This window comes from Lactiplantibacillus sp. 30.2.29, assembly GCF_018991255.1.
Classification (GTDB): domain Bacteria; phylum Bacillota; class Bacilli; order Lactobacillales; family Lactobacillaceae; genus Lactiplantibacillus; species Lactiplantibacillus pentosus.
In genome coordinates, this window is the sequence record NZ_JAGYGU010000008.1 from 25,857 (window position 1) to 51,755 (window position 25,899).

The window sequence follows — 25,899 nt, forward strand, 5'->3', positions numbered from 1 at the left end:
GTTACAATCACCGACATGAATCGGTATTGTAACGGTCTTTTAGGTCATCTAGACACGAGTTAACCTATTGGATCCGGTCACTAAAGTGTAAGATGCGATCTAAGCTATACATAATTGGTGCGGTAATACTCATGATAATTAATTCGGATAATGCGGTCGTAAGGTACGTTGGCCAGAATGCGACGCCGCTGCTCATCATGGTGATCATGATGGCAATCATGAACATCGAGACGGTGAAGAGGAAGATGTTCAGTAACATCCGCTGCCACACCGTCTTCAACTTAGGCGCGAGCCAAGTCAAAATCAGTAAGGCCAGTAAGGATTGGCCGCCACCGAATAAGACGTTAAGTAGGCTGGCACCTGGGCCAAAGGCGTCGAATAAAATCACCCCGGCAACGATGCCCCAAATATACTTGCGATTGAAGACTGCCAAATGATTCAGGCCTTCTGAGACCCGAAATTGGATGGCACCCGAGGCCAGACTGAAGGCTGCGGGACCGAGACATAGTACGACATACATTGCAGCGACCAGGGCATTAATGATCCATGGTCGAATTTTGGATTGCGTCATCCGCTTGATTCCTCCTAGTTTTTTAACGTGGGATGGTTACGAACCACGTATTAATTATGAAACAAAGCGAATATTATCGTAGCACGCCCTCAGCTTTCCCGCAAGCCAGCTAGGCAAAAATGCTGTCGGGAATAAATAGATCGCCCAAAGTTGCGGCCATGACTGCCTTGATTGCGGGCATTCGGTTGGCGGCCTCCTCGAAGACGACCGATTGCTTGCTTTGGAAGACGTCGTCGGTGATTTCAAACGCCGCAAGCTGGTATTGTTCACCGAGTTTGGCACCGAGATCAGTCTGATGGTCATGGAGTGCTGGTAAACAGTGCATGACGATGGTCGTGTCCTTGCCAGTTGCCGCTAGCAGGTCGGCGTTAATTTGAAATGGCAAGAGTTGTTTGATTCGTGCGCCATAATCGACCTGTTCACCCATGGAGACCCAGACATCCGTATACAAGGCATCTGCTTGGGCCACGGCCTGCTGCGGGTCGGCCGTGATCACGACGGTGCTTCCGGCGGCTTGCGCATACTGTTGTGCTAACGCGGTCACGTGGGCATCCGGCTGGAGTGCTGCGGGTGCGCCGATTGCCATATTGATACCGAGCATGGCACCAGCGACTAACAAACTGTTGGCCATATTATTGCGGCCGTCACCAACGTACGCTAGTGTCAGTCCTTTTAAATGTCCGAAGTGTTCTTTGAGCGTTAAAAAGTCGGCTAAAATCTGGGTCGGATGCCAGTCATCCGTTAGACCGTTCCATACCGGTACGCCGCTATATTGCGCTAAGTCCTCGACAGTAGCCTGTTTGAAGCCCCGAAACTCGATGCCGTCATACATTGAGCCGAGCACTTTGGCCGTATCAACGACCGATTCCTTAGTGCCAAACTGAATATCGTTTTTACCGAGAAATTCAGGATGCGCGCCCAGGTCATTAGCTGCGACCGTAAAAGCCGAGCGCGTCCGTGTCGAAGTCTTCTCAAAGAGCAACGCGATATTCTTACCTTGTAAATAAGGATGCGGAATATGTTGGGCTTTGAGCGCTTTTAAATGGCTCGCAAAATCGATCAGATAGGTCAATTCTGCGGGTGTAAAGTCGATTTCTTTTAAAAATGACTGACCTTGAAAATGATTATTCATGGGTTTAAACCTCCGTCGTTAAAGCTGATAAGACTTGCGTAATCGTGGCAACTCCGGCTAATAAGTCGTCGGGTTGCATCACGATCGGTGGCAATAGGCGTAACGTATTATCCCCAGCCGATAGTGTCAATAACCCGGCTGCTTGTAATTGGGTGATGACCTGGCTGACGGGCAGCTGCTCGTCCAAATGAATCCCGACCATCAAACCTTTACCCGTCAATTGTTTGACGGCTGGTAATGGGGCCACCTGAGTCTCAAGCGCGTGCCACAAGGTTGCGGCGTGGTCACGAACTTCCGCTAACAACTCGGGGGTCAATTGCGTCAAAACACTGTTTGCGGCCGCCATTGCGAGGGCGTTGCCCGCAAAAGTCGAGCCATGGCTACCCGGACCAAACGCGCTCGCGAATTGCTTGCGGCCAACCATTGCGCCAACCGGAATCCCGTTTGCTAACCCCTTCGCAACCGTATAAATGTCGGGGTCCAGGCCGTAGCCTTCATACGCCATCCGGTAACCGGTCCGGCCGATGCCCGTCTGAACTTCATCAATAATCAGTAAGACGCCGGTTGCCTGACATTTCGCATTAACGTGTTGTAACCAGGCTTGTTCACCCGTGTAGACGCCACCCTCACCTTGGACGACTTCTAGAATGACCGCTGCTAAGTCCGGAGTGATTTGTGCTAGTGCCGCCTCATCGTTGTAAGGGGCAAAACTAATTCCTGGGACCAATGGCGCGTAACCGGCTTGAATGTGGGGATTGCCCGTCATCGACATCGCACCATAAGTCCGGCCGTGAAAGGAATGTTGGAAGGCTAAGATATTAGTCTTACCCGTATATTTGCGGGCGAGTTTGAGCGCCGCTTCGTTGGCCTCGGTCCCGGAATTGGCAAAATACACCAACCGGTCTTCACCGTGGGTCAATAAGCCGGCGACTTGGTCCTGCAAGTCATTTTCATAGAGATTTGGCGTATGCCAGATATGCGTCAATTGCTCAGCGACCGCTTGTTGAATCTGGGGTTGATGGTAGCCAAAGTTACAGACCCCGATACCGGCCGTGAAATCTAAGTATGTGTTGCCGTGATTGTCCGTCAAGTGAACGCCTTGACCGTCTTCAATCACAAATGGGAACCGTTGGTAAGTTGGAAAAACGTGTTGCATGGTCATACGGCCACCTCCTGAATAATTGCTGTACCGGGACGATCAATGGCATTCGTAATGACTGCCTGCTTGACACCGGTCTGAATTGCGGCGATTGCCGCCCGTACTTTGGGTTGCATGCCCGCCGTGATAACGGCCGTTTGAATCAATCGCTGGGCCTGATGAGGCGAAAGTGACGTCATCAAATTGCCATGGTGCATGATGCCGGGAACATCCGTCAACAAGACTAATTTTTCTGCGTGTAACTGTTGTGCTAGAACCGTCGCCGCCATATCGGCATTAACATTCAACCATTGCCCATTTTCTGTAAGGGCCAGAGGTGCCAAAACGCCAATGTGGTGAGCCAACAGATGACTGAGCTGGTTGTCGTCGACTGCCGTGATGCGGCCAACATAGCCCAACTGTTGGTAATCGACGAGTTCCCCCGTCAACAATTGATTGTCGGCAGCATTCAGTCCAAGTACTGGTAGTCCATGTTGACTGAGTTGGCTCAGCAATGCGGGTTGCGCATCCCCTAACAGCGCTAGTTTGGTCAAATTAAGGGTAGCGGCATCCGTGACGCGTAAGCCGTTGACTTTTTTGACTGGCAGGGCCAATTCATCCGTCAGCTGCGTAATCATTGGGCCGCCGCCATGTACGATCAGTAGTTGATAATCTTGGTCGCGCCAGTGCTGTAACTGGGTAAAAAACGTTGGTTGTAGTTGGTGGATCGCCTGCCCGCCAATTTTAATTACGATTAACTTTTGCATCATGTGACAGACCTCCGTTTAAGTATGGTAGCTGGCGTTGATTTTGACATAGTTGTAAGTCAGGTCACAGCCCCACGCCTGTCCACTGGCCGTGCCATGGTGCAAATCGACGTCAATCATGATTTGACTGTCATGCAAGGTCCCTTGAACGGCGGCTAGGTCAAAGTCAACCGCTAAACTGTCCTGAACTAGTGGAATCCCATTCATTTCAATATCGACCGTGTCGATGTCAATGTCTGCATCGGTCGCGCCAATCGTACTGATGATCCGGCCCCAGTTCGGGTCTTCGCCAAAGATGGCGGCCTTCACGAGGTTGGAACCCACGATGGCCTTGGCAATCTTTTGACCATCTTCATCCGAGGCCGCGTGGGTCACGTTACATTCGACTAACTTGGTCGCCCCTTCACCGTCCGCCGCAATTTGTTTGGCGAGTTGCCCCAAGACATAATGCAAGGCTTGATTAAAAATGTCATAGTCGGTGGTCCCGGGTTCTAAGCTAGGATTGTCGGCTAACCCGTTGGCCATCGTTACGACCATGTCATTGGTAGAGGTATCGCCATCGACCGTGATTTGGTTAAAGGTCGAATCCACGTTGGTACTTAACATGCTTTGGAGCACGTCGCCATCTACCTGGGCATCAGTCGTGACAAAGCCGAGCATCGTGGCCATCTTCGGATGAATCATCCCGGACCCCTTGGCAAATCCGGTCAGCGTCACTAAATGGCCACTCAATTCACACTGCACACAGACGGTTTTCGGATGTTTGTCGGTCGTCAAAACGGCGTAGGTCACGGCATCGCTCTTAGTCGGTGTCAACTGTGGTAAGCCATTTTGAATTTTATCCATCGGTAGCTGAGCCCCAATCAATCCGGTCGAAGCCACGCCAATCAAGTCAGGGGCAACGGCTAGTTTATTGGCTAGCCAAGTTTGTTCTTGCAAGGCATTTTGCCAGCCCTGCGCACCGGTACAGGAATTGGCGATGGCGCTGTTCAACAATAAGCCCTGTAACTGATGATTGTGGTCGATCATCTGCTTGGTCAGCTTAGTAGGTGCCGCCTGAAACTGGTTCGTGGTATACGTTCCAGCCGCACTGGCAGGCACTTTTGAAAACAACCAGCCGAAATCTTTCTTATGCCGACGTAGCCCAATATGAATGCCATCACTGTAAAACCCATTCGGCCACTGAAAAGCGACCGTTTCAAATTTCGTATTCGTTAAAACTTGCATCTGAATAACTTCCTCTCTTATGGAACTACCGGACATGGAAACTACGGGTCATAGAACGACGAGTCATGCATCCAAGAGTCATAAAACTAGGGTCATAAAACTAGCGTCCTAAAACGACGAATTAAGGGAATACGGGTAATGTCGGTAGCCCTGCCGTCACGGGTAACTCAAAGTAACGATTGAAGTTTTGAATGGCCTGGCCCGCCGCCCCCTTCATTAAATTGTCGATGACGCTGACGACCACGATCGTATTCGTGACCGGATTATAATCGACCCCTAACGCGCAGTTGTTCGACCCAACGACGTCTTTTAAGGTCGGCATGCCCGTTGGTAAAACTTGCACGAACGGTTGCGCTTGATAGCTGTCATTAAACGTGGCCTGAAGTTGCGCCGTCGTCAGTGGTTGTTGGGCCTTGGCGTAAATTGTGGCCATAATGCCGCGGGTCACGGGAATCAGCGTCGTTGTAAATTCGATGGCCGGAACCGCTGACCACCATTGCTGCAATTGCTGCATGATCTCTGGAATGTGCTGATGCTGGTTTAATTTGTATAAACTCAAATTATCATTCACGGCAACGTAGTGACTACTATCCGTCGCACGTTTGCCCGCCCCCGATAACCCCGACTTGGCATCGACGACGATCGAGGTCGGGTCAATCAACTGATGCTGGACGAGCGGTGCTAATCCTAATAGCGTCGCCGTTGCGTAACACCCCGGATTAGCAATGTAGGTCGTCAGGGTGGCCGGTATATCTGCTAAACCGTAACTCGCCTGCGCCAACGCTGCGGCCGGAGCGGGCTCACGATGATACCAATGTTGATACTGTTGTGGGTCATGTAGTCGAAAATCACCAGACAAATCGATGACTGGAAAATGTGCTTCAATTAATGGTAAGGCGAGCTGCCGGGTGATTCCCGCCGAAGTGGCGAAGAAGACGACCGCATCGTCGCGCATAATTGTAGCTGCATCGAATGGTCGAATCTCAGCCGTTTCTTCCTGGTACATCGTGGCAACCGTCTTTAATGGAACGGTCGCCGCATCCGCATGCCCGTATAAGTGGATCTCATCAACTTGCGGGTGTTGCTTCAAGAGTCGGTACAACACCATGCCACTGTATCCCGTAACGCCAACTAGCGCGACTTGCATATAATCACCTCAAATATTCAAAAATAGTTTTCAAATCGCATATTCATGCAACGAGTATGCTTCACACTATATTCTCATTATTTTTAAAACGCAAGCTTTTTTGAAAAAATATTCAAATTAATTCATTATAATGCATAAAATTGACTTTATTCAGCCGTTTATACAGTTATTTTGTATTTTTAATTGACATTCGTTTTAAAATGCTGTTTACTTATCCCATTAACTAAAATAAAATTTTAACCAAATCATCAGAAAGGGTGCGATTGGGATGAACAAATACTTAACTTTAGCGGATGGCACACAGTGGATTGGAACGGCGATTGGGGATTGCCAATTAGAGACGTCCGGACAAGTCGTCTTCAATACGGGGATGACCGGTTATCAAGAAACGCTGACTGATCCGTCCTACTTAAATCAAATGATTGCTTTTACTTACCCCTTAATTGGTAACTATGGCATCGACCCGACCGTTGCCCAGGCACCGACCGTGGGCGCACAGGCGATTATCGTTCATGAACTTGCGACTTTTGAGGATCATTATACGAGCCGTCAATCACTGGCCAACTTCTTAACGACCCACCATGTTGCGGGCATTGAAGGCATCGACACCCGCGATTTGACGATTCATATTCGGCAGACAGGCACGCAGATGGCAATTTTAAGTAACCAACCCGTGAGCGACTTTAATGCCAAACTCGCCACACTACCGGCTCATCATCTTAACGCCGCGCCACTACCAGCCGTACCAGCATCAAACACTAAGCCGCGAATCGCAATCCTCAATTTTGGTGAGAAAGCCGCAATTACGGCTGAGCTTCAGGAACGGGGCTGTGACGTCGTTGTACTCCCCGCCATGACTAGTCTTAAGGCAATTGCCGCCTATCATCCAGACGGTATCTTACTCTCCAACGGCCCCGGCGACCCAACTGACTACGCAGCTTGCCTACCAACGATTCGCCAGTTAGCGCACCAATATCCGCTCGCTGGCATTTGCCTGGGACATCAATTGATTGCCCTCGCATACGGCGCTCAGACTTACCAATTACCATTTGGGCACCACGGGATGAATCATCCGGTGCAAGCCTGCGTTGATGGCAGCGTCATGATGACGTCGCAAAATCACGATTACGCTGTCGACCCGGCTTCTATCAAAGCCACCCCGCTGATGGTCACCCATACCGAACTGAACGACGGCAGTATTGAGGGGCTACGGTTGCCACATCAAGCCGTCATGTCCGTTCAGTTTCACCCTGAAGCGCACCCTGGTCCCAAGGAAGCGGGTCAATTCTTCGATAATTTCTTACTAACGATTCAAAAGGAGGCCGTCGTTAATGCCTAAAAATACTAAAATCCATTCCATCGCCGTCATCGGGTCCGGTCAAATCAAGATCGGTCAAGCGGCCGAATTTGACTACGCTGGCACTCAGGCTTGTCTCAGTCTCAAAGCGGCTGGCTACCACGTGATCCTCATCAACTCGAACCCGGCCACCATCATGACCGACACAACGACGGCCGATGAAGTCTATTTACAACCACTAACACTCAGTAGTGTCACCAAAATCTTACAAGCAACCCGTCCCGACGCCTTACTTCCCACACTTGGCGGGCAAACCGGCTTAAACTTGGCGATGGCACTCGACCAGGCGGGTGTTCTGACGGAGTTACACATTCAACTCTTAGGCACTTCGCTGGCCACCATCAATCAAGCTGAAGACCGGGCCGCCTTCAAAGCGCTGATGAATCAACTCCAGCAACCGATTCCCGCTAGTACGACGGTTCACCACGTGGCTAGTGCGCTGAAGTTTGCTGAAAAAATCGGCTATCCAGTCATCGTGCGGCCAGCCTTCACGCTCGGTGGTTCTGGTGGCGGGATCGCCAATAACGCCACCGAATTAACACAAACGTTACAACGGGGACTCACCATGTCGCCGGTCAACGAATGTCTGATTGAACAGAGTATTGCGGGTTATAAAGAAATCGAATTCGAAGTGATGCGTGATAATCAGGGTGACAAAATCATCGTCTGCTCAATGGAAAACTTCGACCCTGTCGGCATTCACACGGGCGATTCTATCGTCTACGCTCCCGTTCAAACGTTGACGGATACTGAATATCAGCGATTGCGGACCGCAGCTTTAACGATTGTCGAAGCCCTAGATATCAAGGGCGGCTGCAACGTCCAATTAGCCCAAGATCCGGCCAGTCAGCAGTACTACGTCATCGAAGTCAATCCACGGGTCAGCCGTTCTTCTGCTTTGGCTTCCAAGGCGACCGGCTATCCAATCGCCAAAATCGCTGCGGAAATTGCGGTCGGACTGAATTTATCTGAAATCAAAAATCCAGTCACTCAAACGACCTACGCTGCCTTCGAACCGGCGCTCGATTACGTCGTCGCCAAGATTCCCCGCTTTGCTTTCGATAAATTTCCGACGGCCGACGCCCATTTAGGTACCCAGATGAAAGCGACCGGCGAAGTGATGGCTATCGGGTCGACGCTTGAGGAAGCGACCTTGAAAGCAATTGCCTCATTGGAAACCGCCCCGACTGTTCAGACGACCTTAAAGCCGAATCATCTCGTCACCACCGCTGAATACATCGATCAGCTGACGCATCCGACTGACCAACGGCTCTTTTACCTACTTGGTGCGCTCCAGGCGGGCTGGCCACTCGCCAAACTGGCCGAATTGACCGGCATCACCCCGTTTTTCCTGAGCAAATTGCAACACATTACGACACTTATCCAGGATTTAACCCACAGTGCGACAGCCAGTCATCTATTAGCCGCTAAAAAATATGGCTTGAGCTTGGCTACCATTGCACATTACACGCACCTACCGCTCGCCACCGTTGCACAATTGACCGCTGATTTACCATTCGTTTACAAAATGGTCGATACTTGTGCCGGCGAATTTGCGAGCGTCACGCCGTATTTTTACAGCACCGCCTTTGGTCAAGCCAACGAGAGTCAAGCACTCGGTCACAGTATTCTCGTACTTGGCTCAGGTCCGATTCGAATCGGGCAAGGTATCGAATTCGACTATACGACCGTCCACTGTATCAAGGCGATTCAGCAAGCGGGTTACCACGCAATCGTGGTCAATAACAATCCCGAGACCGTTTCGACCGACTTCTCGACTTCGGATAAGCTCTACTTCGAACCGCTGACCATCGAACGGTTAATGCCGATTATCGAACTTGAACAGCCAGTTGGTGTCATCGTTCAATTTGGTGGTCAAACGGCCATCAACCTCGCCCAACAGTTAACGGAATGCGGCGTTAACGTTCTCGGGACGAGTGTTGCTGCGACGGACCTGACCGAAAATCGGCAAGACTTTGCGGCCTGTTTGCAACAATTAGACATTGCTCAAGCTGCCGACACCACCGTCACTGATTTTGACGGTGCACTCAAAGCCGCCGAAACCATCGGCTATCCACTGCTCGTACGTCCGAGTTTCGTGCTGGGCGGCCGGGCAATGGCCATCGTGCATGATGCTCAGGAACTCACGCCGGTCATTAAATCCGCAGTCGCAGCGGGTCATGGCGCCCCTATTTTGATGGACCAGTACTTAGCCGGGACCGAATGTGAGGTCGACGTGCTTTCTGACGGCACGCACTGCTTCATTCCCGGGATCATGGAACATATCGAGGGCGCTGGTGTGCACTCTGGTGATTCAATCACGGTCTATCCACCCCAACATTTGTCGGCCACGGTCCAAGACCAAATTGTTACCATTGCCACCAAACTCGCCCAGCACCTACACTGTATCGGCATGATGAATATCCAATTTGTTGTCACCGACAAGGTCTACGTCATTGACGTCAACCCACGGGCCAGCCGGACGGTACCATATATGAGTAAAGTGACGCACTTGCCGCTTGCCCAACTTGCGACGCAACTGATCCTGGGTCAAACGTTCGCCGACCTCGGACTGCAGCCAGGATTACTGACGCCACAGCCCAATCAAGTCGCCATCAAAGCCCCCGTCTTTTCGTTCAACAAGCTGCCACAGACACCGGTCGTCCTGAGTCCAGAAATGAAATCGACGGGCGAAACGCTGGGCGTTGGTCCAACTTTTGCCGCCGCTTGGCACGCAGCAATGGCCGATAGTTACCAAGTCAATGACTGGCAACCATCCGCTGGCATTATCACCGACAATGCGACCTTAACGCATGCTGGTGTTCAAGCTTTGTTGAAAACTCACGACGTACCAGTCACGACCATCCACGACGCTAGCGATTGGGATGCAACCACTACTGCAATCGGCTTCACGCTTGACGACCATCCACATAACCCCGTGGCAACAGCCGCGCTCAACCACGGTCAACCGCTCATCACAGCCATCGACACTTTAGCGACACTCCTAACCGTCGTCCCTGCGCCGGTGCGGGCTTAGTTCTTACGAGCTCTTAAGTTCAAAAACCGCCAGCTGGGGGCCGCTGGAAACAGGGCAAGTTTGCGTAAACTTGATTTGATAGCTGCATCCTACGCCGGCTTACAGGCATTTCTGACAACGCTGGAACGCGATGGACGCAGATTTAAGCCGACAAACCACGTCTTAAATACTGGTCTTCCACGTTCCATGCAATATGGATGAAACGTGTTCGGGTCAGACTGGGACTTCCGGTTAGCTATGCCAGAACGCCAAGCGGAAATGCGCCGCTTAACGCTCTAGCTAGGCTAATCCTCAGTCCCAACCCGTCTGAACCTCACACTCTGAAAACCGCTGAGCATTGTCAGAAACGCCTTCCAGCCGGGGATGGTATTCGAAAGGCAGACATTTGCGTACCCAACTTTTGATGGACTGGTCGCTGATACTCAGAAACCAGTTATTTTGATAATTAACTGTAAGACTTGTTTCTGATAATTGCTGAATCAGCATACTCATGTTTGGCTTTCAGGAGCCAGTAACATTACAGAACATGTGGCACATCGTCTCTAGTCGCCCGAGATGAAAAAAGTCCCGAATGCGCAACGACTGGAAATGAACGAATAATACTCAATCAAGCACCTGAGTCTTCGAATGCGACAACTCATTTTCGATACTGACTCAAAGTTTGCCTGAAGGACTAGCCACTTAATATTCAGTGGCCAATTGCACCAAGATAGGTGGTCGTTCATCCGCCATTCGAGCGGCTTCCAGACTGTAAGGGCCGGCTGACAATGCTCAGTAGCCAAATTATTCTTAGCTGGAAGTGGGGTGCTTCCGGCTTAGAATAAGACTCGTATTTGAAATTGCGCAGTGGGTTGCTGCGTGAGTTCAAATCGATGTCGGCTTACGTTCCAGCAATTGTCAGCCGGCCCTGGAAGTCGGAATAGCACGATCACCGGCTGAAGAACAGTAATCCAACTCTTTTATAACCATGATTCATTGCGAATTGATTCCACAAAGTAAAAAAAATGCTGCTCAAGTGCTTAGCCATTAGCTAAGTCGCTTGAGCAGTATTTTTAATTAGCGGGCCGCTTGTTCGTCACGGGCACCGAAGTTTAGTTTATCTTGAATTTGATGACGGAAAGCCGCAAAATCGGCACTGACGCGGGAGCGCGGATGCGGCAGCGGATTGGTCACGATTTCCTTGATGCGGCCGGGGCGCGGTGTCATGACAATGATGCGGTCACTCAAATAAACGGCTTCATCGATGTCATGTGTCACTAAAATCATCGTCGTCTTGGTCTGTTGCCAGACACGTTCGATAACATTTTGAATATCCGCGCGGGTGAAGGCATCTAGTGCGCCCATCGGTTCGTCCAGTAATAATAATTCCGGATTCATGATAATCGACCGGGCCAACGCCGCTCGTTGCGCCATCCCACCTGAGACTTGGTGCGGATATGCGTTTTCAAAGCCCGTCAGTCCCATCAAGTCAATATAATGTGTCACTAACTGGTGGTCGAAGTGCCGGCCGCGCGTCACTTTCAAGCCAACGCTAATGTTCTCTTTGATGGTCGCCCACGGAAAGAGGCTGCCGTGCTGGAAGACGTAGCCCCGCGAATAATCCGGGCGCGTAATCAATTGGTCGTCGATCTTCAACTGGCCACTAGCAGACTGGTCCAACCCTGAAATGAGCCGCAACAGCGTGGTCTTGCCACAACCTGAAGGCCCGATGATGGCGATAAATTCACCCGGGTCGACCGTAAAATCAATATCGTCTAACACGTCAATTGAACGACCAGTGTTGTCCGCTAATCGTTGATTGACATGTTGTACTGTCAGTAATCCCATAATTGCCAAGCTCCTTTCTAGTGACTACTGTCGCGCCAACGCAAGCAGTAATCTTGGACTTTCGTGAACACCGCAAATAGCACTGAAAATAGAATCGCCATAATCACGATGGCCGCGTAGACCTGGGTATAGTTACCGGTACCCTTGGCCCAGTTGATAAACCAACCCAGCCCGACTTTGGCGCCAATCATTTCAGAAATCACTAGCATGGTGAAGGATAGGCCCATCGCCGTATAAACGCCGGTAAAAATACTCGGTAAGGCACCTGGTAACACGATTTTGCGGATGATTTGCCACTCGCTAAAGCCCAAGGTCCGGGCCGATTCAAAGTATTCTTTACTGATACCTTGGACCCCACCAATCGTCATAAACGCTACCGGGAACCAGACGGAAAAGGCAATCAAGAAGACTTCTGCCATGTAGCTGGTCGGGAAAATCACCATCGTCAGTGGCATCCAAGCTGCCGCCGGAATGATCCCGATGACTTTTAGGTACGGAAAGGCCCAGTAGTTAAACTGCCGATAACGGCCCATCCCCAGACCAAGCAAGATGCCCAGCAACGTCCCAATCACAAAACTGATTAACCATAAGCCCAGCGATGAGAGTGTCGACGCCCACAACAAGGCTGCGTTTTCACGCATCTGGTCTAAAATCTGGGCAAAACTAACGAAAAATGGTTGTTCCAAGACCGCAAATTTCTGTGTCAATAAATCTTGAACGATCAATAAACCGCCTAACGAGACGTTTAATTGAGCGAAATGGCCGTTGTACCGACGAATGCGGCCATGGGTCACCGTCCCGATGATTGTCACCAGCAATAAGTAGGCGAAGTACAGGCCTAAGAACCAATGATAAGTCTGATTATTAACATATTCTTGTGCCGTCACCCATTGATTTTCAAAATACGCGAGGGCAACAACAATTAAGCTGATAATATTCCAGGTCAGGTGCCACGGCTTCCAGTAACGCCCGGTCGTCTTGGTGGCCTGCGCAGCCTTTTTACGACTCAATTGGACTGCTGTGATTTGCATGTGATTCAACCTCCTTCAACTTAATCCTTCGACAAGTCTGGGTACCAGTAAGCTTGTTTCAGTAACTGTTTGTTGTTCGTGTTCTTCTTCAAGTAACCGGCTTGCTTCAATTGCTTGATGTAGTAGCTCAAGTCTTCCTTACCGGTCTTCAAGTTCAATTCAAAATGTTCATCCTTCAAAATCTGAGTGACGTTCTTGACGTTGATAAACTTGGTCTTTGAAACGTAACCCTTGTTCAACTCAATCTTGGCCGTTTCTTCTGGATGCTTGTTGATCCAGGCAGCCGCTTGTTTGTACGACCGAACGATAGCTTTCGCCTTGGCTGGATTTTCCTTGATCAACTTGCTTGAGAGGTAGAGGTAGCAGCAAGAACCCTTTGATTTCATGCCCATGGCCGCCATCTTGGCATTGCCACTATTGTTGTTATTGTCGATGATCGTCTTGAAGCCATCTTGCCGTTGCGCTTGATAAGCATATGGATCGACCGTCCCAATCGCATCGACCTGCCCCTTTTCAGCGGCCTTTGCGAGCAAATCAGTACTGTAAACCTTCCACGTCACGCCCGTCTTCGGGTCGATGCCCGCGTGTTGTAAGGCAATTGACGTCACGTACTGTGGTGTGGACCCCTGCGCCGGAATCCCAATCGTCTTGCCTTTCAAGTCCTTGACACTATTGATTTTGGAATTTTTCGGAACTAATAATTTGATACAGCCTTGGTGAATCCCCCCGACTGCTTTGATTTGTGCGCCATTTTGAATCGCTGGTAAGTACTGAAAATCACCATTTTGTGCATCATATTTACCACTCGCAAAGCCGGCTTCCAAATCACTAATGTCCCGCGGATTGGCGACTAACTTGGACTTGAGACCATTCTTCTTGAAGAACCCCTTCTCATAGGCGATATAGTTAGGCGCGTTACAAATCGACCCATCCTTCGCAGGAATCGTAATCTCCCCATACTTATAAGTCTTGGAAGCACCCTTGGTACTGGCACTGCTACTCCCACAACCCGCTAACACCGTTCCTAGTGCAATAAAACTCAACAACCCGAAAATAATTCCCTTTTTCCGCATATGCGAAACCTCCCAAATAAATAAAATAAAAAAATCGCCCCACTGCCGTTATGACAGAAGGACGATTACTCGCGTTACCACCTTTAATTCGACTATTTCTCACAAAATAGTCCTCATCAGGTACGTCAATCTCACTGAATTGAGATACCCTTGTCCGCTATCGGGGACCACCGTCAGTACTTAATCATTCGGCACTGAATGCTCCAAGACCATTTTCAACTGTGTCCGCATACCGGCTTGCACCTGTCCCGGCTCTCTGTGCTGCGTCCAACTAGCTTACTTATCCCATCACCGCATGTGAATCATTAGAATATAATTAGATTATAGTCTTAAGTTCACACTTGTCAACTTAATTTTTAAATCAAAGTTTAGGCGTGGGACAATCGCAATCATTCAGTTATCAGCTGACACAAGCCATTTTATTTAGGCTAAGCGCAATTTAGATGGCTGTAAAAAGCACCGTTTAAATTAAAATAAAATGAGCGCCCCCCTAGGATTGTTTCTCCGTAATCGGCAATGCGGGAATCTCACTGAACAAAATCGGGACGGTCTCCACGGTGACTTCTGAAAATTCCAAGCCAAACCATTTGGCAGGCGTCGTCGCGTATTTCTTGATCGCCAACTTAGTTTCGAGCACCCACCGGTCTAATCGGGATAACCGGCTACTATTCGTTAACTTTTCCTCAATGATGACGAAGCGGAAATCGCCCACGTCACGTCCCGGTGTCACCGAATACGTCTGTTCCTGTGAGGCTAGCCGTCCTGAAGCCATCAAATCACGGACGATCGTGCGCAGGTAGCGGTTGATATCCTGGCGGACGCGGAATCCCAGGTAGAGTTTAACCATCACCACGTAATCAGTGGCGAGCGTATCGACCTTGTATTCAGCGGTATACGGCTCATCGGTAATCGTGACGTTGACGAACCAGTAGACATCCGCACGTTTGGGCCACTTGTCCAGAATCGAATACAAGACCTGCCGCTCCAATTGGTCCCCGTCCATGCGGCTCGTTAAGAAGACGACATTGGTTTGGAACTTATCGATTGTTTGGTCATCACGCAAACGGGCCAGCTGCGGCTTGTACTGACTCAGGCTGAGCGGTTGGCTGTGCTGCTTCACCAGTTGTTCACCGCGATACCAGATGGCCATCACTAAGAAAATCAATAGCGCCAGCCCGACAGCCACATAGCCTCCGTGCCAAAATTTGGCGGCACTAGCTACTAAGAAGATGCCTTCGATCACCGCAAAGAAAGCGGTCAGACTGCCGGCACCGAGAATCGGCACTCGTTTTTGGCGCATATAGGCGTAAATCAGTGTCGTGGTCATGAGCATCGTCAGTGTAATTGCTAATCCATAGGCGGCTTCCATCTTTTCACTAGTTTGAAAGAACAGCACGAGCGAACTCGTCACGACCCAGAGACCCCAGTTGACGGCTGGCAGATACATCTGACCGACCGCATTTCCGGGATAAGTGGTGAACAGTCGTGGGAACAACTTGAGCCGAATCGCCTCGCTGACCAGGGTAAACGACCCGCTAATCAGTGACTGCGACGCAATAATCGCAGCGACCGTCGCAAAAATAACGGCAGCCATCGTCAAATTAGCTGGTAACATAGCAAAAAACGGATTAACGTTACCCTGCCGTGCCTGTCCGGGGCCCAAAATCCAAGCGGCTTGTCCGAAGTAGCTCAACAGTAAGCAGATTTTGACATACGGCCAACTCAACCGAATATTGGTCTTACCGACATGCCCGAGGTCGCTATACAACGCCTCCGCCCCCGTCGTTGCCAGAAAGACGCTCCCTAAGATCAAAATGCCGACTTTATTGGCTGGACTAATCAGTAACATACCGGCATAGTAAGGATTAAGTGCCCGCAAAATCGTCCAATCGTGCGTCAAGTTCAGAAGCCCGCTCAGGCCTAGAAAAGTGAACCAAGCGAGCATGATGGGTCCAAATAATTTACCAATCGTATTGGTGCCGAAACGTTGCAACATGAACAAGCCCGTAATAATCGCCAACGTGATGATAATGATGGCTTGCTGGCCCGTCCCAAAGAGTTGCACGTAAGCTGGCACATCACGCAAGCCTTCAATGGCCGTCGTCACCGTCACCGCGGGGGTCAATGCCCCATCGGCTAATAGTGCGGCACCACCAATCATCGCCGGTACCACCAACCAGCGGGCCCGGTGCCGAACTAATGCGAATAGGGAGAAAATACCACCTTCACCATGATTATCCGCATTGAGCGCAATCATCACGTATTTGACCGTTGTTAGCAGCGTCATCGTCCAAAACACCAACGAGACCGCCCCTAACATAAAAGTTTCATCAACGGCTTGAAGACCGCCTTGGCCGGTCACGATTGCCTTCATCACGTAGAGGGGACTAGTCCCAATATCGCCATATACCACGCCCATCGCCACTAACAGACCGGCGGCGCGGCGCTTACTTAACTGCGTCTGCTTACTCATGATTCGCCCATCCTTTCTACACCATTTGCGGGTGACTAATTGGTTCCGTACTGTGGGTCCAATTAGCTTACCTAACGCCTAGTGAAAAGGCAACCATAACGCAATCGCTATTCAAGGCTCGGTGGCTAGCCGGCAGTCGGTGGGCAGTTGCTACGGCGATGGGACTGAATGATGACTAATTTGCCCGTTAGTTTGGTCAGTAGCCTTTTGAGCTCAAGCTGATTCGCTGGTTAAATTTGCAAGTGTGACTAGCATGCTCAGACTAACTGGATGGCGTGATTTAACCGACCTCACTATCAAAATGCGACAATCAGCGGTAGTTCCAAACCGGATTACCAGCAACAGTCAACGGAGAACGAAAGTAGCCGCCGTCAGTGACCAAGATTTTTACTTGATTGCCAACAACTATTATCACGCCAACATAAAAAAGCGTCTCAAAACAAGTGACCCATCGACGCCAAAAATTATAGTGCTAGCCAAAAAAGGCCACTGATTCAGCAATTACTCTGAATCAGTGGTCCGCATTATTAACCTCGGTCATCGCACCGAAATAGCTCAATTATGTAAATAATTTATCCCCATCGATTGACTATGATTGGAACGTGCGTTGTGGCCGTCGTCGTGTTCGGTCAGCTAACCCGATACTAATTTGTAACGCATTATCAACTCGGCGCATCGTTTGGTCATCCAAGTGCGTGACCCGATCTTTAAGCCGTTGCTTATCAATCGTTCGAATTTGCTCTAACAATACAACCGAATTTTTTTCAATCCCCGTATGGGCAGCGTTAATGTTCACGTGGGTGGGCATTTTCGCTTTTTGAACCTTGGCAGTAATTGCTGCAACAATCACCGTGGGACTGTAATGGTTACCGACATTATTTTGTACGATTAGCACTGGGCGCATGCCCCCCTGTTCGGAGCCCACGACTGGTGATAAATCTGCATAGAAAATATCACCACGCTTAATGTCAGCTGCAGCCATCGCCTCATCTCCCTTTATTCGATACCCAGATAACTGATAGTGCCCCAATATAACTATCTTGCTACTCATGATAGCATGAATCATTCACTTTTAGCAACCGTTTACCAATTTAATCCAAAGACTAATTGGTAGAAATGGCCTCACCTTATGTCTAGAGGGTGTTACCGAAGTAGATTTTTCTAGTGATTTAATGTCAAACACAGCCCGCAAAAATCAGAGCAAGTCAGTATAAACCTGCACTGATTGGTTCGTCCTGCACTGATTTCCAGGCATTTCTGCAAACGTTGGCAGTCAGCACAGGATGCCCGAATAGTCACCCATAATCCTGATTCCCTAATTAATTAAAAAGGCTCCAAAAAGTCAGCGCGACTTTCTGAAACCAATATTCACTGAGTTGTCAGCGGTATTTCGATTTTAATATCTTAAATGTTAGTCTAATCAATGTAAACGCGTGGCACCCGTGTGGCAAGTCCACAGGCAATTTCGTAGTGAATCGTGCCACAGTAATCCGCAATATCTTGTAACGTAATCGTGTTATCGCCATCCGTCCCAACTAGCGTTACCTTGGCACCGACAGGAACCTCATGGGGTAACCGAACCATTAACTGGTCCATGCAGACCCGCCCAACGATTTCACAAAATTCGCCATCAACTAAGACGTGAAAGCCCTGGAGTCGGCGTTCATAACCGTCAGCGTACCCAATTGGCACCGTCCCGATCCATTCATCCTGGTCAGCCGTATACGTGGCGCCATAACTCACTGATTTACCGCGAGCAAGCCGCTTCACAAACGTCAACTGAGCGGTCAGAGACAGTGCTGGATGCAGTGGGTATGGGGTGCTGAGTTCCCGGCCAGACGGGTTCAGTCCATATAAGGCCACACCAAACCGAACCATATTACCGTTGCAAGCCTGATGCCACAAACTCGTCGCAGAATTCGAAACATGCACATACTTTGGCAGTTCATCCACTGCCGCAATCAGCTTCTTCCACTGGTTCAATTGGTGCGTAAAGTACGTGTCATCGGCTTGGTCCGCCGTGGCAAAGTGCGTAAAGATACCTTCAAAATCAAAGGGTGACTTCGACTGGCGAAGTGCTGCGACCGCCTGAGCTAATTCGGCAGGCGTTTGAAAGCCGATGCGGCCCATACCAGTATCTAGTGCCAGGTGAACGTGTAACGGTGTGACGACCTCGTTAGCCGTCAAAATTGCGGCCGCTGTTTTGAGCCACTCCTGCGTTCCCACTGCGAGCGAGATGTCTTTTTCTGCCGCTAGCGGTGCAAATTCAGGTTCTGTAATGCCCAACACTAAGATGGGTTCGGTGAGCCCAGCAGCCCGCAAGGCCAGTGCTTCATCCAAAATAGCGACACAAAAACCAGTCGCACCGGCTTCCTTAGCTGCCTGTGCCACTTGGATGATGCCGTGGCCGTAACCATTGGCTTTAACAACTGCCCAGAGTTCCGTTAGCTCATCCTTTTGCGCCATTTCTGCACTAATATTTGTCTTAATTGCCTGCAAATCAACTGTGACTTGCGTGTGGCGGTGTTCCCCAATTACAACCATCACAAATTGCCTCTTTCCAATATAACTTGTGTCATGACGAACGTATCCGTATGCGAAATTGAGACCCAGGCCGGCCCATCAAATGGATGCCGCGTAATCTCAGGTTTGCCATGCTGATTATCTAAAATTTCAATATCTTGAAACCCAACTGCAGCGCCAATGCCAGTCCCGTACGCCTTACTGTAGGCTTCCTTGGCTGAAAAACGTCCTGCTAAAAATTCAATTTGCCGTTTTAGCGGGTAACGTGCAAACACCGCTTGTTCAGCGGGAGTGAGGACCTTTTCAGGTAGCTTCAATCCCTTCGCCAAAATCGTTTGAATCCGACTTAGCTCAGTTAAATCGATCCCGGTCCCATAAATCACGCTGATCCCCCCTCTTTTACTCATTAACATGATTCATTGTATCAACGGCAATCCACCAGTTGAATTCTATTTCAATACTTAAAGTCAAAGGCGGCCAGCTTCCATTGAATTAGGCACTAATCTTCAGCTAATCCTGTCGACATTCGAATATCATAAATCATCATAAATATTATTTCAAAGTTTGCCTGAAAGACCAGTCGCCTAATATCGATGGTCAATTGCACCAAGATAGGTGGCCGTTCATCCGCCATTCGAGTGGCTTCCCGACTGGAAGGGCTGGCTGACAATGCTCAAGGGCGAAATTCTTATTGTCCGGGTGAATTTCCCGGGCTAAAAGAAGACTCGTATTTGAAATTGCGCAGTGCTTTTCTGCGTGAGTTCAAATCGATGTCCGCCCTGTTCCAGCGTTGTCAGCCAGCCCTGGAGGTCGGATTAGGACCCCTCACCGGCTGACGAACATGCCATCCACTTCACATTTTTGAATTTGCGCACAGCAAGCAGCCTAACGAAAAAACTGCCCAATTCCGTCGCTTCAGGTTGATGTTTCCAATTTACCACAGCTACCGGTTGGATAAAAGGGGCAGTGCACGCAATCTTTTCACGTCAACATGAGTAATCGTTGTCTACAGATTAAAATTTAGAAGACGCCGGTCATCGCAGTCAGCCACTATATCCAATACCGTTGCGTCCCTCATTCGATTTTAGCATTAATGCCAACAAAAAAGGCCGAGCCTGCGCTCGACCTTTGGGCTTAACGGAACATTAAGCCGATTTAATTTGTGAGTTGACTTTAATCATTAGTCCGGATCGTGTAGCTCCGCTTACTGCTTTGCTTACGACCATCATCATGATTCCGGTTGTTGCTCCGGTTGTCGTCACGGCTACGACTCTTGTAACCGTTGCTCTTACGATCGCCACGACCATTGCGGTCACGATCGCGATTACGACCATTGTGTGAGTAGCCACCACGGCCGTTGCCATGGCTGTTGTTCCGGCCACGGTTACCGCCACGATAACCACCACGACGGTTGTTACCGCCGCCCTTATGACGAGGTAATGGCCGTTCTGGGGTAATCTTAACAGGAACGGCAGAAGCATCGTCCTTGGTCAAATCATTTAACAAGGCCGCAACTAAGTCCGTTGCATCATACTTCTGCAAGAGTTCAGCAGCTTGTGTGGCGTACTTATCAGTTGAAGTCTTCGCAACCAACGTATCAACGTCCGCTTCAGCAGCAGCCAATTGGCCAGCAAAAGCTTCGGATTCAGTTGGTGGCTTCAATGGTAACATCCGCTTCTTGGTCAACTTTTCGATGACCCGCAAATATTCCATTTCGTTTGGTGTGACGAAGGTCAATGAGACCCCTTTATGTCCGGCCCGGCCAGTCCGGCCAATCCGGTGAACATAACTGTCAGGATCTTGTGGAATATCATAGTTGTACACGTGGGTCACACCAGAAACGTCTAGTCCCCGGGCAGCCACGTCAGTCGCAACTAAGATATCCAACTTACCAGCCTTGAATTGACGCATGATTTGCGTCCGCCGTTGTTGACTTAAATCACCATGAATCCCAGCAGCGTTGTAACCACGTGCTTCAAGACCCTTAGATAATTCGTCGACCCGGCGCTTGGTCCGACCAAACACGATGGTGAGTTCAGGTGCCTGAACATCGAATAACCGAGTCATGATGTCGAACTTTTCAAATTCTTTGGCCTTAACGTAATATTGATCGACCGTGTCGGCAGTCATTTCTTTCGACTTGATCTTAACGTGGTGCGGTTCCTTCATGAACTGCACACCAATCCGTTTGATTTCTGGTGGCATCGTTGCGGAGAACAGCATTGTTTGACGTTCATCCGGCACTTGTTTGATGATTGATTCGATGTCTTCCAAGAAACCCATGTTTAACATTTCGTCAGCTTCGTCAAGAACTAACATCTTGACGTGGTCTAATTTGACCGTTCCACGACGAATGTGGTCAAGTAATCGACCAGGTGTCCCTACGATAACTTGAGGATTTTGTTTCAGATTTCTGATTTGGCGCCGAATATCAGCACCACCGTAAACGACTTGGACCTTGGCCCGTTCGTCTTTACCTAAACGGAAGATTTCTTCCTGAGTTTGGATGGCTAATTCACGCGTTGGTGAAACTACCAAAGCTTGAATGTTATGGTTGTTAAAATCCAAGCGTTGTAAGATTGGCAATGCAAACGCGGCGGTCTTCCCAGTACCGGTTTGTGCTTGGCCAATCACATCTTTGCCTTCTAGCACCATTGGAATGGTTTCGGCTTGAATCGGGGTCGCTTCTTCGTAGCTGGCCCGCTGAACTGCTTTAAGTAGGCTATCGGATAAGCCTAGTTCTGTAAACTTCAAATATGTTTCCTCCTAAGGATGACACCATGGGATTACTGACAGCTAGGAAAAAATCCGTTTCCCGTGAGACGCTGTCATGTAAGCCAACGGTCTGACTTTCAAATGGTACAACTGAATCATCATACACCGGTTATTCTAAATAAGCAAGCAAGGCCCCCGCAATGATAAGCGTTGAAATGACGTGTCAAAATTCATGTTAGCGTCACCATTACCTAGTCACCGCGAGGGCCTCTTAATTTAAATGGTTAAAATTTTATTTTTCAGGTGCGGCTTGCAAGGCAGCCAAGACATTTTCGAGATGAATGCCGTGACTCCCCTTCAATAGGACTTGATCATCAGCTTCAACCGCTGCCGTTAAGGCGTCAATCAGTTGCGGCTGTTGAGCCGTCGCGTAGTAGTGGATACTACCAGCCGGGTACTTGTCTTGCAAAACTTCCGCCAAGGCCCGCATGTGTTCACCATTCAAGTACACACTTTGAATCGTGGCAGGATCTAATTCGCTTGCCAGACTCATGTGCAATGCGTCCGATTGGTCACCCAATTCAAGCATGTCTCCTAAAACGGCGATGCGCTTGCCCTTGGTCGGAACGGCTGCGAATGCGGCTAATACGCGCCGCGCAGCAGTTGGGTTGGAATTATAAACATCACTCAAAATGGCTTCGCCACGTTCACCCGTCAGCCATTCCGTCCGATTCTCAGTTGGCACGAAGCTCGCAATAGCTTGTTGGGCAGCAGCTGGTCGAATATGGAACGTATCACCAACTAAGAGTGCAGCCAAGGCATTGTTGACGTTGTAGGCACCCATCATTGGAATCGTGTAAGTTGCATCCGGCCACAAGCTCGCTTTGAACTGTGTCTGAGCGCGACTGGTCGTGATTTCACTACCTGCTAAGGTGTTCGTCGCATCTAGTCCAAAGGTCCGTTGATGTTGACTCACTTCTTTCGCCCGTTCTTGTAATAGCGGTTCATCACCATTAAAGATGAAGGTCCCATCTTCTTTGAGTCCGTGGACGATTTCTAACTTGGCATCCGCAATCCGGTCACGCGTGCCGAAGAATTCAATGTGCGCTTCACCAATCATCGTAATCACCGCAACATCTGGTTGGACTAAGCGGCTGAGAAAGTCGAGCTCGCCAAAATGGTCCATGCCCATTTCGACCACTACGACCTCGGTGTTAGGTTCCATACTAAGTAAAGTGACCGGCACCCCAATCTGGTTATTGAAGTTCGCATGCGTTTTGGTGACGTTAAACTGCGTACTCAGCACACTGGCAATCATGTCCTTGGTCGTAGTCTTCCCATTACTGCCCGTCACGGCGACGACCTTCGGATTGATTTTTTGTAAGTAATACTGACCCAGTTGTTGTAACGCGGTCAACGTGTCGGCGACCATAATCACCGGGATACTTTCAGGAACATTGTCGGCGTGGTCGCTGGCCCATAAGGTCGCAACGGCCCCGTGCTCGATTGCACTTTGAATATATTGATGACCATCATTGGCACCCATCAGCGGTATGAATAAATCCCCCGCTTGCAGGTGCCGGCTATCAAACGCCACTCCCGTTACATTGACGTCGGGCCAAGCCTGTTCGGCATTGACCGCTTCAACGGCCTTGGCAATTTCGGCAACTTGCATCTTCATATCGATTAAACTCTCCATTCATGGTGACCACTGTTCGGCCACCAACTTCTGACTAAGGTTCCACTTGCTCGAATCGTAGCCCCAATTCAAGCTACGCGCAATAAAATTATACCACTTTGACTACGGGTACTCTACGGTCAGGCTGAATTAGGCGACAATTCGGTTTGAGCGTCTAGCCCAAAAACGCCCGCTAAGACTTAGCAGGGCGTTCATAATCAACTTTTTAATTGAATCATATTACTGTTTTAATCTGCGAGCATCCAGACGAGCTGCCTGGACCGCCGCTGACGACTTGTTGCCACAATAGCGTATGCGTGGTCGCTGGTGGTTGGCCCGCTGACCTACGAATAGCTGTCATAGCGCATCCGCCCGACCGATACTGGTGTACTGCTGGCAACTCTTAGCCTCACACTGACCAGGCTTCACAGCTACCAATTAACTGATCACTATAAGTGTGGCTCAAAGGCCGTCTCATCATGAACTTGTAGCGCCCAGGTGCCAGAGTTCAAGTTGAACTTGAGTGTGGCCACGTTATGGGTCCGTCGATTCTCTCCGCCCCGCGCTGGGTCAAAGACTTCGATCTCATTCCCCGTCGTCTCCGTATGCACAGGCACTAGCAATTGGCGTTGGCGAACCATCGACTGATCAAAATAAATGAACAGTCCATCTGGCATCAACGCGACTAACTGCTTTAAAATTGCTTCGGGAACTCGAGGAACGCTGAGCGAACGCATGAACATCCGCCGACCGCGGTAAGCAGCCAACGTGTGGCGAACGATTGCGGCACTCAAAATATGGCTGAACGCCGAAATATAATAGAAGTATAGCTTGATACCACCGTTGCGCTGCTCCAAGAAAACGTAGCGATTGCGCAACTTATAATTGAATGGTGACCGAATTGGCCGATCCATGTGGCCTAAATAGAGCAATTCGGCAATTTCGGTGGCCGTTAGAAAGTCTAAGTCACCGACCTCATCATAGTCCAGCCACTTAACGGGTAACGAGTGACTTTGGAGCATGTAACGCCGAATTTCATTTTCATCATTAATGACGTTCAATCCGGTATGGGCATTGACCGCATGTTCGTTGTCATCAACGCCCACTAACGAAACTAAGTTCGCTGGGAGCCGCTTAATACCGTGTACAAAATCGCTCTGGTCGATTCCATAGGCAAAGACAAGATTATCCAGTTTTTCCAAATTGGCGTAAATATATTTGCGTTGCAACCGTCTCACTCTTTCAACTTTCTATTTAGTTTTATTATAAGCCGTTATTAACCTCAGCGCATTTTTTTATTACATATTTTTTAGGCGGGCGATTCGGTCAGCCATCGGTGGGTGCGTCTCAAAAAGGTGCGTCCATGATTTCTTAGCCTTGAACGGGTCGGAGATATACAACGCGGCACTGCTAGGATCCGCTTGTTGCATCGGCTGACTGTCGTCGATTTTTTCTAACGCATTGATCAGGCCCAGTGGATTACGCGTGAGTTCAACACTACCCGCGTCCGCCAAGTATTCACGGTTCCGCGACAGGGCCATCTGCACCAGACTAGCGGCTAACGGAGCCAGAATGATAACGACCACGGCAAGCACCATCAATAGGGCTTGGGCGCCGTTACTATCGCGATCATTATCACGACTGCGCCGACCACCGCCCCACCAAAAGGCATTCATGCCCCAGTTGACTAACAGGCTAATGGCCGCCGTTAAGGCCAGTGCAATCGTCTGTAAGCGAATGTCGTAATTACGCACGTGACTCATCTCGTGGCCAATCACGCCTTCCATCTCTTCACGATTCAACCGAGCCTGAATCCCAGTAGTGACCGCGACCGCAGCGTGTTCCGGATTATTGCCGGTCGCAAACGCATTGGGGCTCTCATCGTCAATGATAAATACGCGTGGCATCGGTACTTTAGCCACTAGTGCCATGTCTTCGACGATGTGCCATAACTCAGGATCATCGTCCGCATGATGTAACTCACGCGCATGATTCATATTCATGACGATGTCCGTCGACTGACTAATCATGAGTAACATATAAAAGCCGGCCGCAATCATGGCAATGATCAGTCCAGCCAGCGAACTGTTGAAAAAGACATAGCCCACAGCGAGGCCGATGACGGCCAGTAAAACGACAAAAGCGGCCATCACGTATACCGTGTGCCGCTTGTTGCGGGCAATTTGCTCAAATAACATGGGCG

The 25,899-nt window shown here is 49.6% G+C and carries 20 protein-coding genes, 1 riboswitch and 1 other annotated feature; of the genes, 2 read left to right on the forward strand and 18 right to left on the reverse strand.

Annotated features, from left to right (window positions below; all coding sequences use genetic code 11):
- Positions 1-64: 64 nt before the first annotated feature.
- The 6 genes from KGF65_RS05855 to argC all read right to left on the reverse strand — a co-directional run bounded on the left by KGF65_RS05855 (position 65) and on the right by argC (position 5,982).
- A complete protein-coding gene (locus KGF65_RS05855) occupies positions 65-571 on the reverse strand; it encodes a QueT transporter family protein (protein WP_003637700.1) in 507 nt (168 codons plus the stop codon).
- An 8-nt stretch (positions 572-579) separates the two neighbouring features.
- Positions 580-624: riboswitch (PreQ1 riboswitch) on the reverse strand.
- 56 nt (positions 625-680) lie between these two features.
- The gene (gene argF, locus KGF65_RS05860) at positions 681-1,703 is read right to left on the reverse strand and encodes an ornithine carbamoyltransferase (protein WP_101874066.1); all 1,023 of its coding nucleotides are present in this window, start codon (positions 1,701-1,703) and stop codon (positions 681-683) included.
- Positions 1,704-1,707: 4 nt separating this feature from the next.
- Complete coding sequence (locus tag KGF65_RS05865; protein ID WP_216748132.1) at positions 1,708-2,865, reverse strand: acetylornithine transaminase; 1,158 nt, start codon at positions 2,863-2,865, stop codon at positions 1,708-1,710.
- Positions 2,862-3,608, reverse strand: a complete 747-nt coding sequence (gene argB / locus KGF65_RS05870; RefSeq protein WP_101874331.1) for an acetylglutamate kinase — start codon at positions 3,606-3,608, stop codon at positions 2,862-2,864. Before argB ends, KGF65_RS05865 begins: the two co-directional genes overlap by 4 nt.
- An 18-nt stretch (positions 3,609-3,626) precedes the next feature.
- Positions 3,627-4,835 carry a bifunctional glutamate N-acetyltransferase/amino-acid acetyltransferase ArgJ gene (gene argJ, locus KGF65_RS05875; protein WP_105923817.1) on the reverse strand — a complete coding sequence of 403 codons (1,209 nt, stop codon included), beginning with the start codon at positions 4,833-4,835 and terminating at the stop codon, positions 3,627-3,629.
- Between the two features lie 121 nt (positions 4,836-4,956).
- A complete protein-coding gene (gene argC / locus KGF65_RS05880; RefSeq protein WP_101874069.1) occupies positions 4,957-5,982 on the reverse strand; it encodes an N-acetyl-gamma-glutamyl-phosphate reductase in 1,026 nt (341 codons plus the stop codon).
- A gap of 268 nt (positions 5,983-6,250) precedes the next feature.
- On the opposite strand from argC, the gene KGF65_RS05885 reads away from it, so the two are divergent.
- Both KGF65_RS05885 and carB read left to right on the forward strand, forming a co-directional pair.
- Entirely contained in the window at positions 6,251-7,321 is a 1,071-nt protein-coding gene (locus KGF65_RS05885; protein ID WP_105919896.1) for a carbamoyl phosphate synthase small subunit, read from the forward strand.
- On the forward strand, positions 7,314-10,376 hold the full coding sequence (gene carB / locus KGF65_RS05890; protein WP_216748133.1) for a carbamoyl-phosphate synthase large subunit: 3,063 nt from the start codon (positions 7,314-7,316) through the stop codon (positions 10,374-10,376). The genes KGF65_RS05885 and carB overlap by 8 nt, the downstream gene beginning before the upstream one ends.
- A gap of 1,056 nt (positions 10,377-11,432) precedes the next feature.
- Here carB and KGF65_RS05895 read toward each other — a convergent pair.
- The 12 genes from KGF65_RS05895 to htpX form a co-directional block, all read right to left on the reverse strand.
- Positions 11,433-12,203, reverse strand: a complete 771-nt coding sequence (locus KGF65_RS05895; protein ID WP_216748134.1) for an ABC transporter ATP-binding protein — start codon at positions 12,201-12,203, stop codon at positions 11,433-11,435.
- Between the two features lie 17 nt (positions 12,204-12,220).
- A complete protein-coding gene (locus tag KGF65_RS05900; protein WP_105923814.1) occupies positions 12,221-13,234 on the reverse strand; it encodes an ABC transporter permease in 1,014 nt (337 codons plus the stop codon).
- 20 nt (positions 13,235-13,254) lie between these two features.
- Positions 13,255-14,307, reverse strand: coding sequence for an ABC transporter substrate-binding protein (locus KGF65_RS05905; RefSeq protein ID WP_216748135.1), 1,053 nt, complete (start codon positions 14,305-14,307; stop codon positions 13,255-13,257).
- A 54-nt stretch (positions 14,308-14,361) separates the two neighbouring features.
- Positions 14,362-14,608: a binding site (T-box leader), on the reverse strand.
- Between the two features lie 189 nt (positions 14,609-14,797).
- Positions 14,798-16,780 (reverse strand): KUP/HAK/KT family potassium transporter, encoded by a 1,983-nt coding sequence (locus KGF65_RS05910; RefSeq protein ID WP_101874075.1) that lies wholly within the window; start codon positions 16,778-16,780, stop codon positions 14,798-14,800.
- 589 nt (positions 16,781-17,369) lie between these two features.
- Positions 17,370-17,762 (reverse strand): type II toxin-antitoxin system PemK/MazF family toxin, encoded by a 393-nt coding sequence (locus KGF65_RS05915; protein ID WP_003637688.1) that lies wholly within the window; start codon positions 17,760-17,762, stop codon positions 17,370-17,372.
- Between the two features lie 434 nt (positions 17,763-18,196).
- Positions 18,197-19,324 (reverse strand): alanine racemase, encoded by a 1,128-nt coding sequence (alr, locus tag KGF65_RS05920; protein ID WP_101874077.1) that lies wholly within the window; start codon positions 19,322-19,324, stop codon positions 18,197-18,199.
- Positions 19,324-19,686 (reverse strand): holo-ACP synthase, encoded by a 363-nt coding sequence (acpS, locus tag KGF65_RS05925; protein ID WP_003637679.1) that lies wholly within the window; start codon positions 19,684-19,686, stop codon positions 19,324-19,326. The genes alr and acpS overlap by 1 nt, the downstream gene beginning before the upstream one ends.
- 116 nt (positions 19,687-19,802) lie before the next feature.
- Positions 19,803-19,937, reverse strand: a complete 135-nt coding sequence (locus KGF65_RS17255) for a hypothetical protein (RefSeq protein ID WP_257790725.1) — start codon at positions 19,935-19,937, stop codon at positions 19,803-19,805.
- A gap of 539 nt (positions 19,938-20,476) precedes the next feature.
- Entirely contained in the window at positions 20,477-22,057 is a 1,581-nt protein-coding gene (locus KGF65_RS05930; RefSeq protein WP_101874078.1) for a DEAD/DEAH box helicase, read from the reverse strand.
- A 253-nt stretch (positions 22,058-22,310) separates the two neighbouring features.
- The gene (gene murF, locus KGF65_RS05935) at positions 22,311-23,699 is read right to left on the reverse strand and encodes a UDP-N-acetylmuramoyl-tripeptide--D-alanyl-D-alanine ligase (RefSeq protein WP_101874079.1); all 1,389 of its coding nucleotides are present in this window, start codon (positions 23,697-23,699) and stop codon (positions 22,311-22,313) included.
- Positions 23,700-24,145: 446 nt separating this feature from the next.
- Entirely contained in the window at positions 24,146-24,934 is a 789-nt protein-coding gene (locus KGF65_RS05940) for a hypothetical protein (RefSeq protein WP_050337716.1), read from the reverse strand.
- Between the two features lie 60 nt (positions 24,935-24,994).
- Positions 24,995-25,894: a zinc metalloprotease HtpX gene (htpX, locus tag KGF65_RS05945; RefSeq protein ID WP_003637675.1), complete on the reverse strand. Its 900-nt coding sequence runs from the start codon at positions 25,892-25,894 to the stop codon at positions 24,995-24,997.
- Positions 25,895-25,899 lie beyond the last annotated feature (5 nt).

Excerpts from the sequence above, each read along its gene's own strand:
- KGF65_RS05895 (WP_216748134.1), bottom strand. The coding sequence starts at position 12,203 with ATGGGATTACTGACAGTACAACATGTCAATCAACGATTAGCGGACAAC.
- argB (WP_101874331.1), bottom strand. The coding sequence starts at position 3,608 with ATGCAAAAGTTAATCGTAATTAAAATTGGCGGGCAGGCGATCCACCAA.
- argC (WP_101874069.1), bottom strand. The coding sequence starts at position 5,982 with ATGCAAGTCGCGCTAGTTGGCGTTACGGGATACAGTGGCATGGTGTTG.
- KGF65_RS05915 (WP_003637688.1), bottom strand. The coding sequence starts at position 17,762 with ATGGCTGCAGCTGACATTAAGCGTGGTGATATTTTCTATGCAGATTTA.
- KGF65_RS05865 (WP_216748132.1), bottom strand. The coding sequence starts at position 2,865 with ATGACCATGCAACACGTTTTTCCAACTTACCAACGGTTCCCATTTGTG.
- KGF65_RS05855 (WP_003637700.1), bottom strand. The coding sequence starts at position 571 with ATGACGCAATCCAAAATTCGACCATGGATCATTAATGCCCTGGTCGCT.
- htpX (WP_003637675.1), bottom strand. The coding sequence starts at position 25,894 with ATGTTATTTGAGCAAATTGCCCGCAACAAGCGGCACACGGTATACGTG.
- argJ (WP_105923817.1), bottom strand. The coding sequence starts at position 4,835 with ATGCAAGTTTTAACGAATACGAAATTTGAAACGGTCGCTTTTCAGTGG.
- carB (WP_216748133.1), top strand. The coding sequence starts at position 7,314 with ATGCCTAAAAATACTAAAATCCATTCCATCGCCGTCATCGGGTCCGGT.
- KGF65_RS05905 (WP_216748135.1), bottom strand. The coding sequence starts at position 14,307 with ATGCGGAAAAAGGGAATTATTTTCGGGTTGTTGAGTTTTATTGCACTA.
- alr (WP_101874077.1), bottom strand. The coding sequence starts at position 19,324 with ATGGTTGTAATTGGGGAACACCGCCACACGCAAGTCACAGTTGATTTG.
- KGF65_RS17255 (WP_257790725.1), bottom strand. The coding sequence starts at position 19,937 with ATGGCGGATGAACGGCCACCTATCTTGGTGCAATTGACCATCGATATT.
- KGF65_RS05910 (WP_101874075.1), bottom strand. The coding sequence starts at position 16,780 with ATGAGTAAGCAGACGCAGTTAAGTAAGCGCCGCGCCGCCGGTCTGTTA.
- KGF65_RS05885 (WP_105919896.1), top strand. The coding sequence starts at position 6,251 with ATGAACAAATACTTAACTTTAGCGGATGGCACACAGTGGATTGGAACG.
- KGF65_RS05900 (WP_105923814.1), bottom strand. The coding sequence starts at position 13,234 with ATGCAAATCACAGCAGTCCAATTGAGTCGTAAAAAGGCTGCGCAGGCC.
- argF (WP_101874066.1), bottom strand. The coding sequence starts at position 1,703 with ATGAATAATCATTTTCAAGGTCAGTCATTTTTAAAAGAAATCGACTTT.
- murF (WP_101874079.1), bottom strand. The coding sequence starts at position 23,699 with ATGAAGATGCAAGTTGCCGAAATTGCCAAGGCCGTTGAAGCGGTCAAT.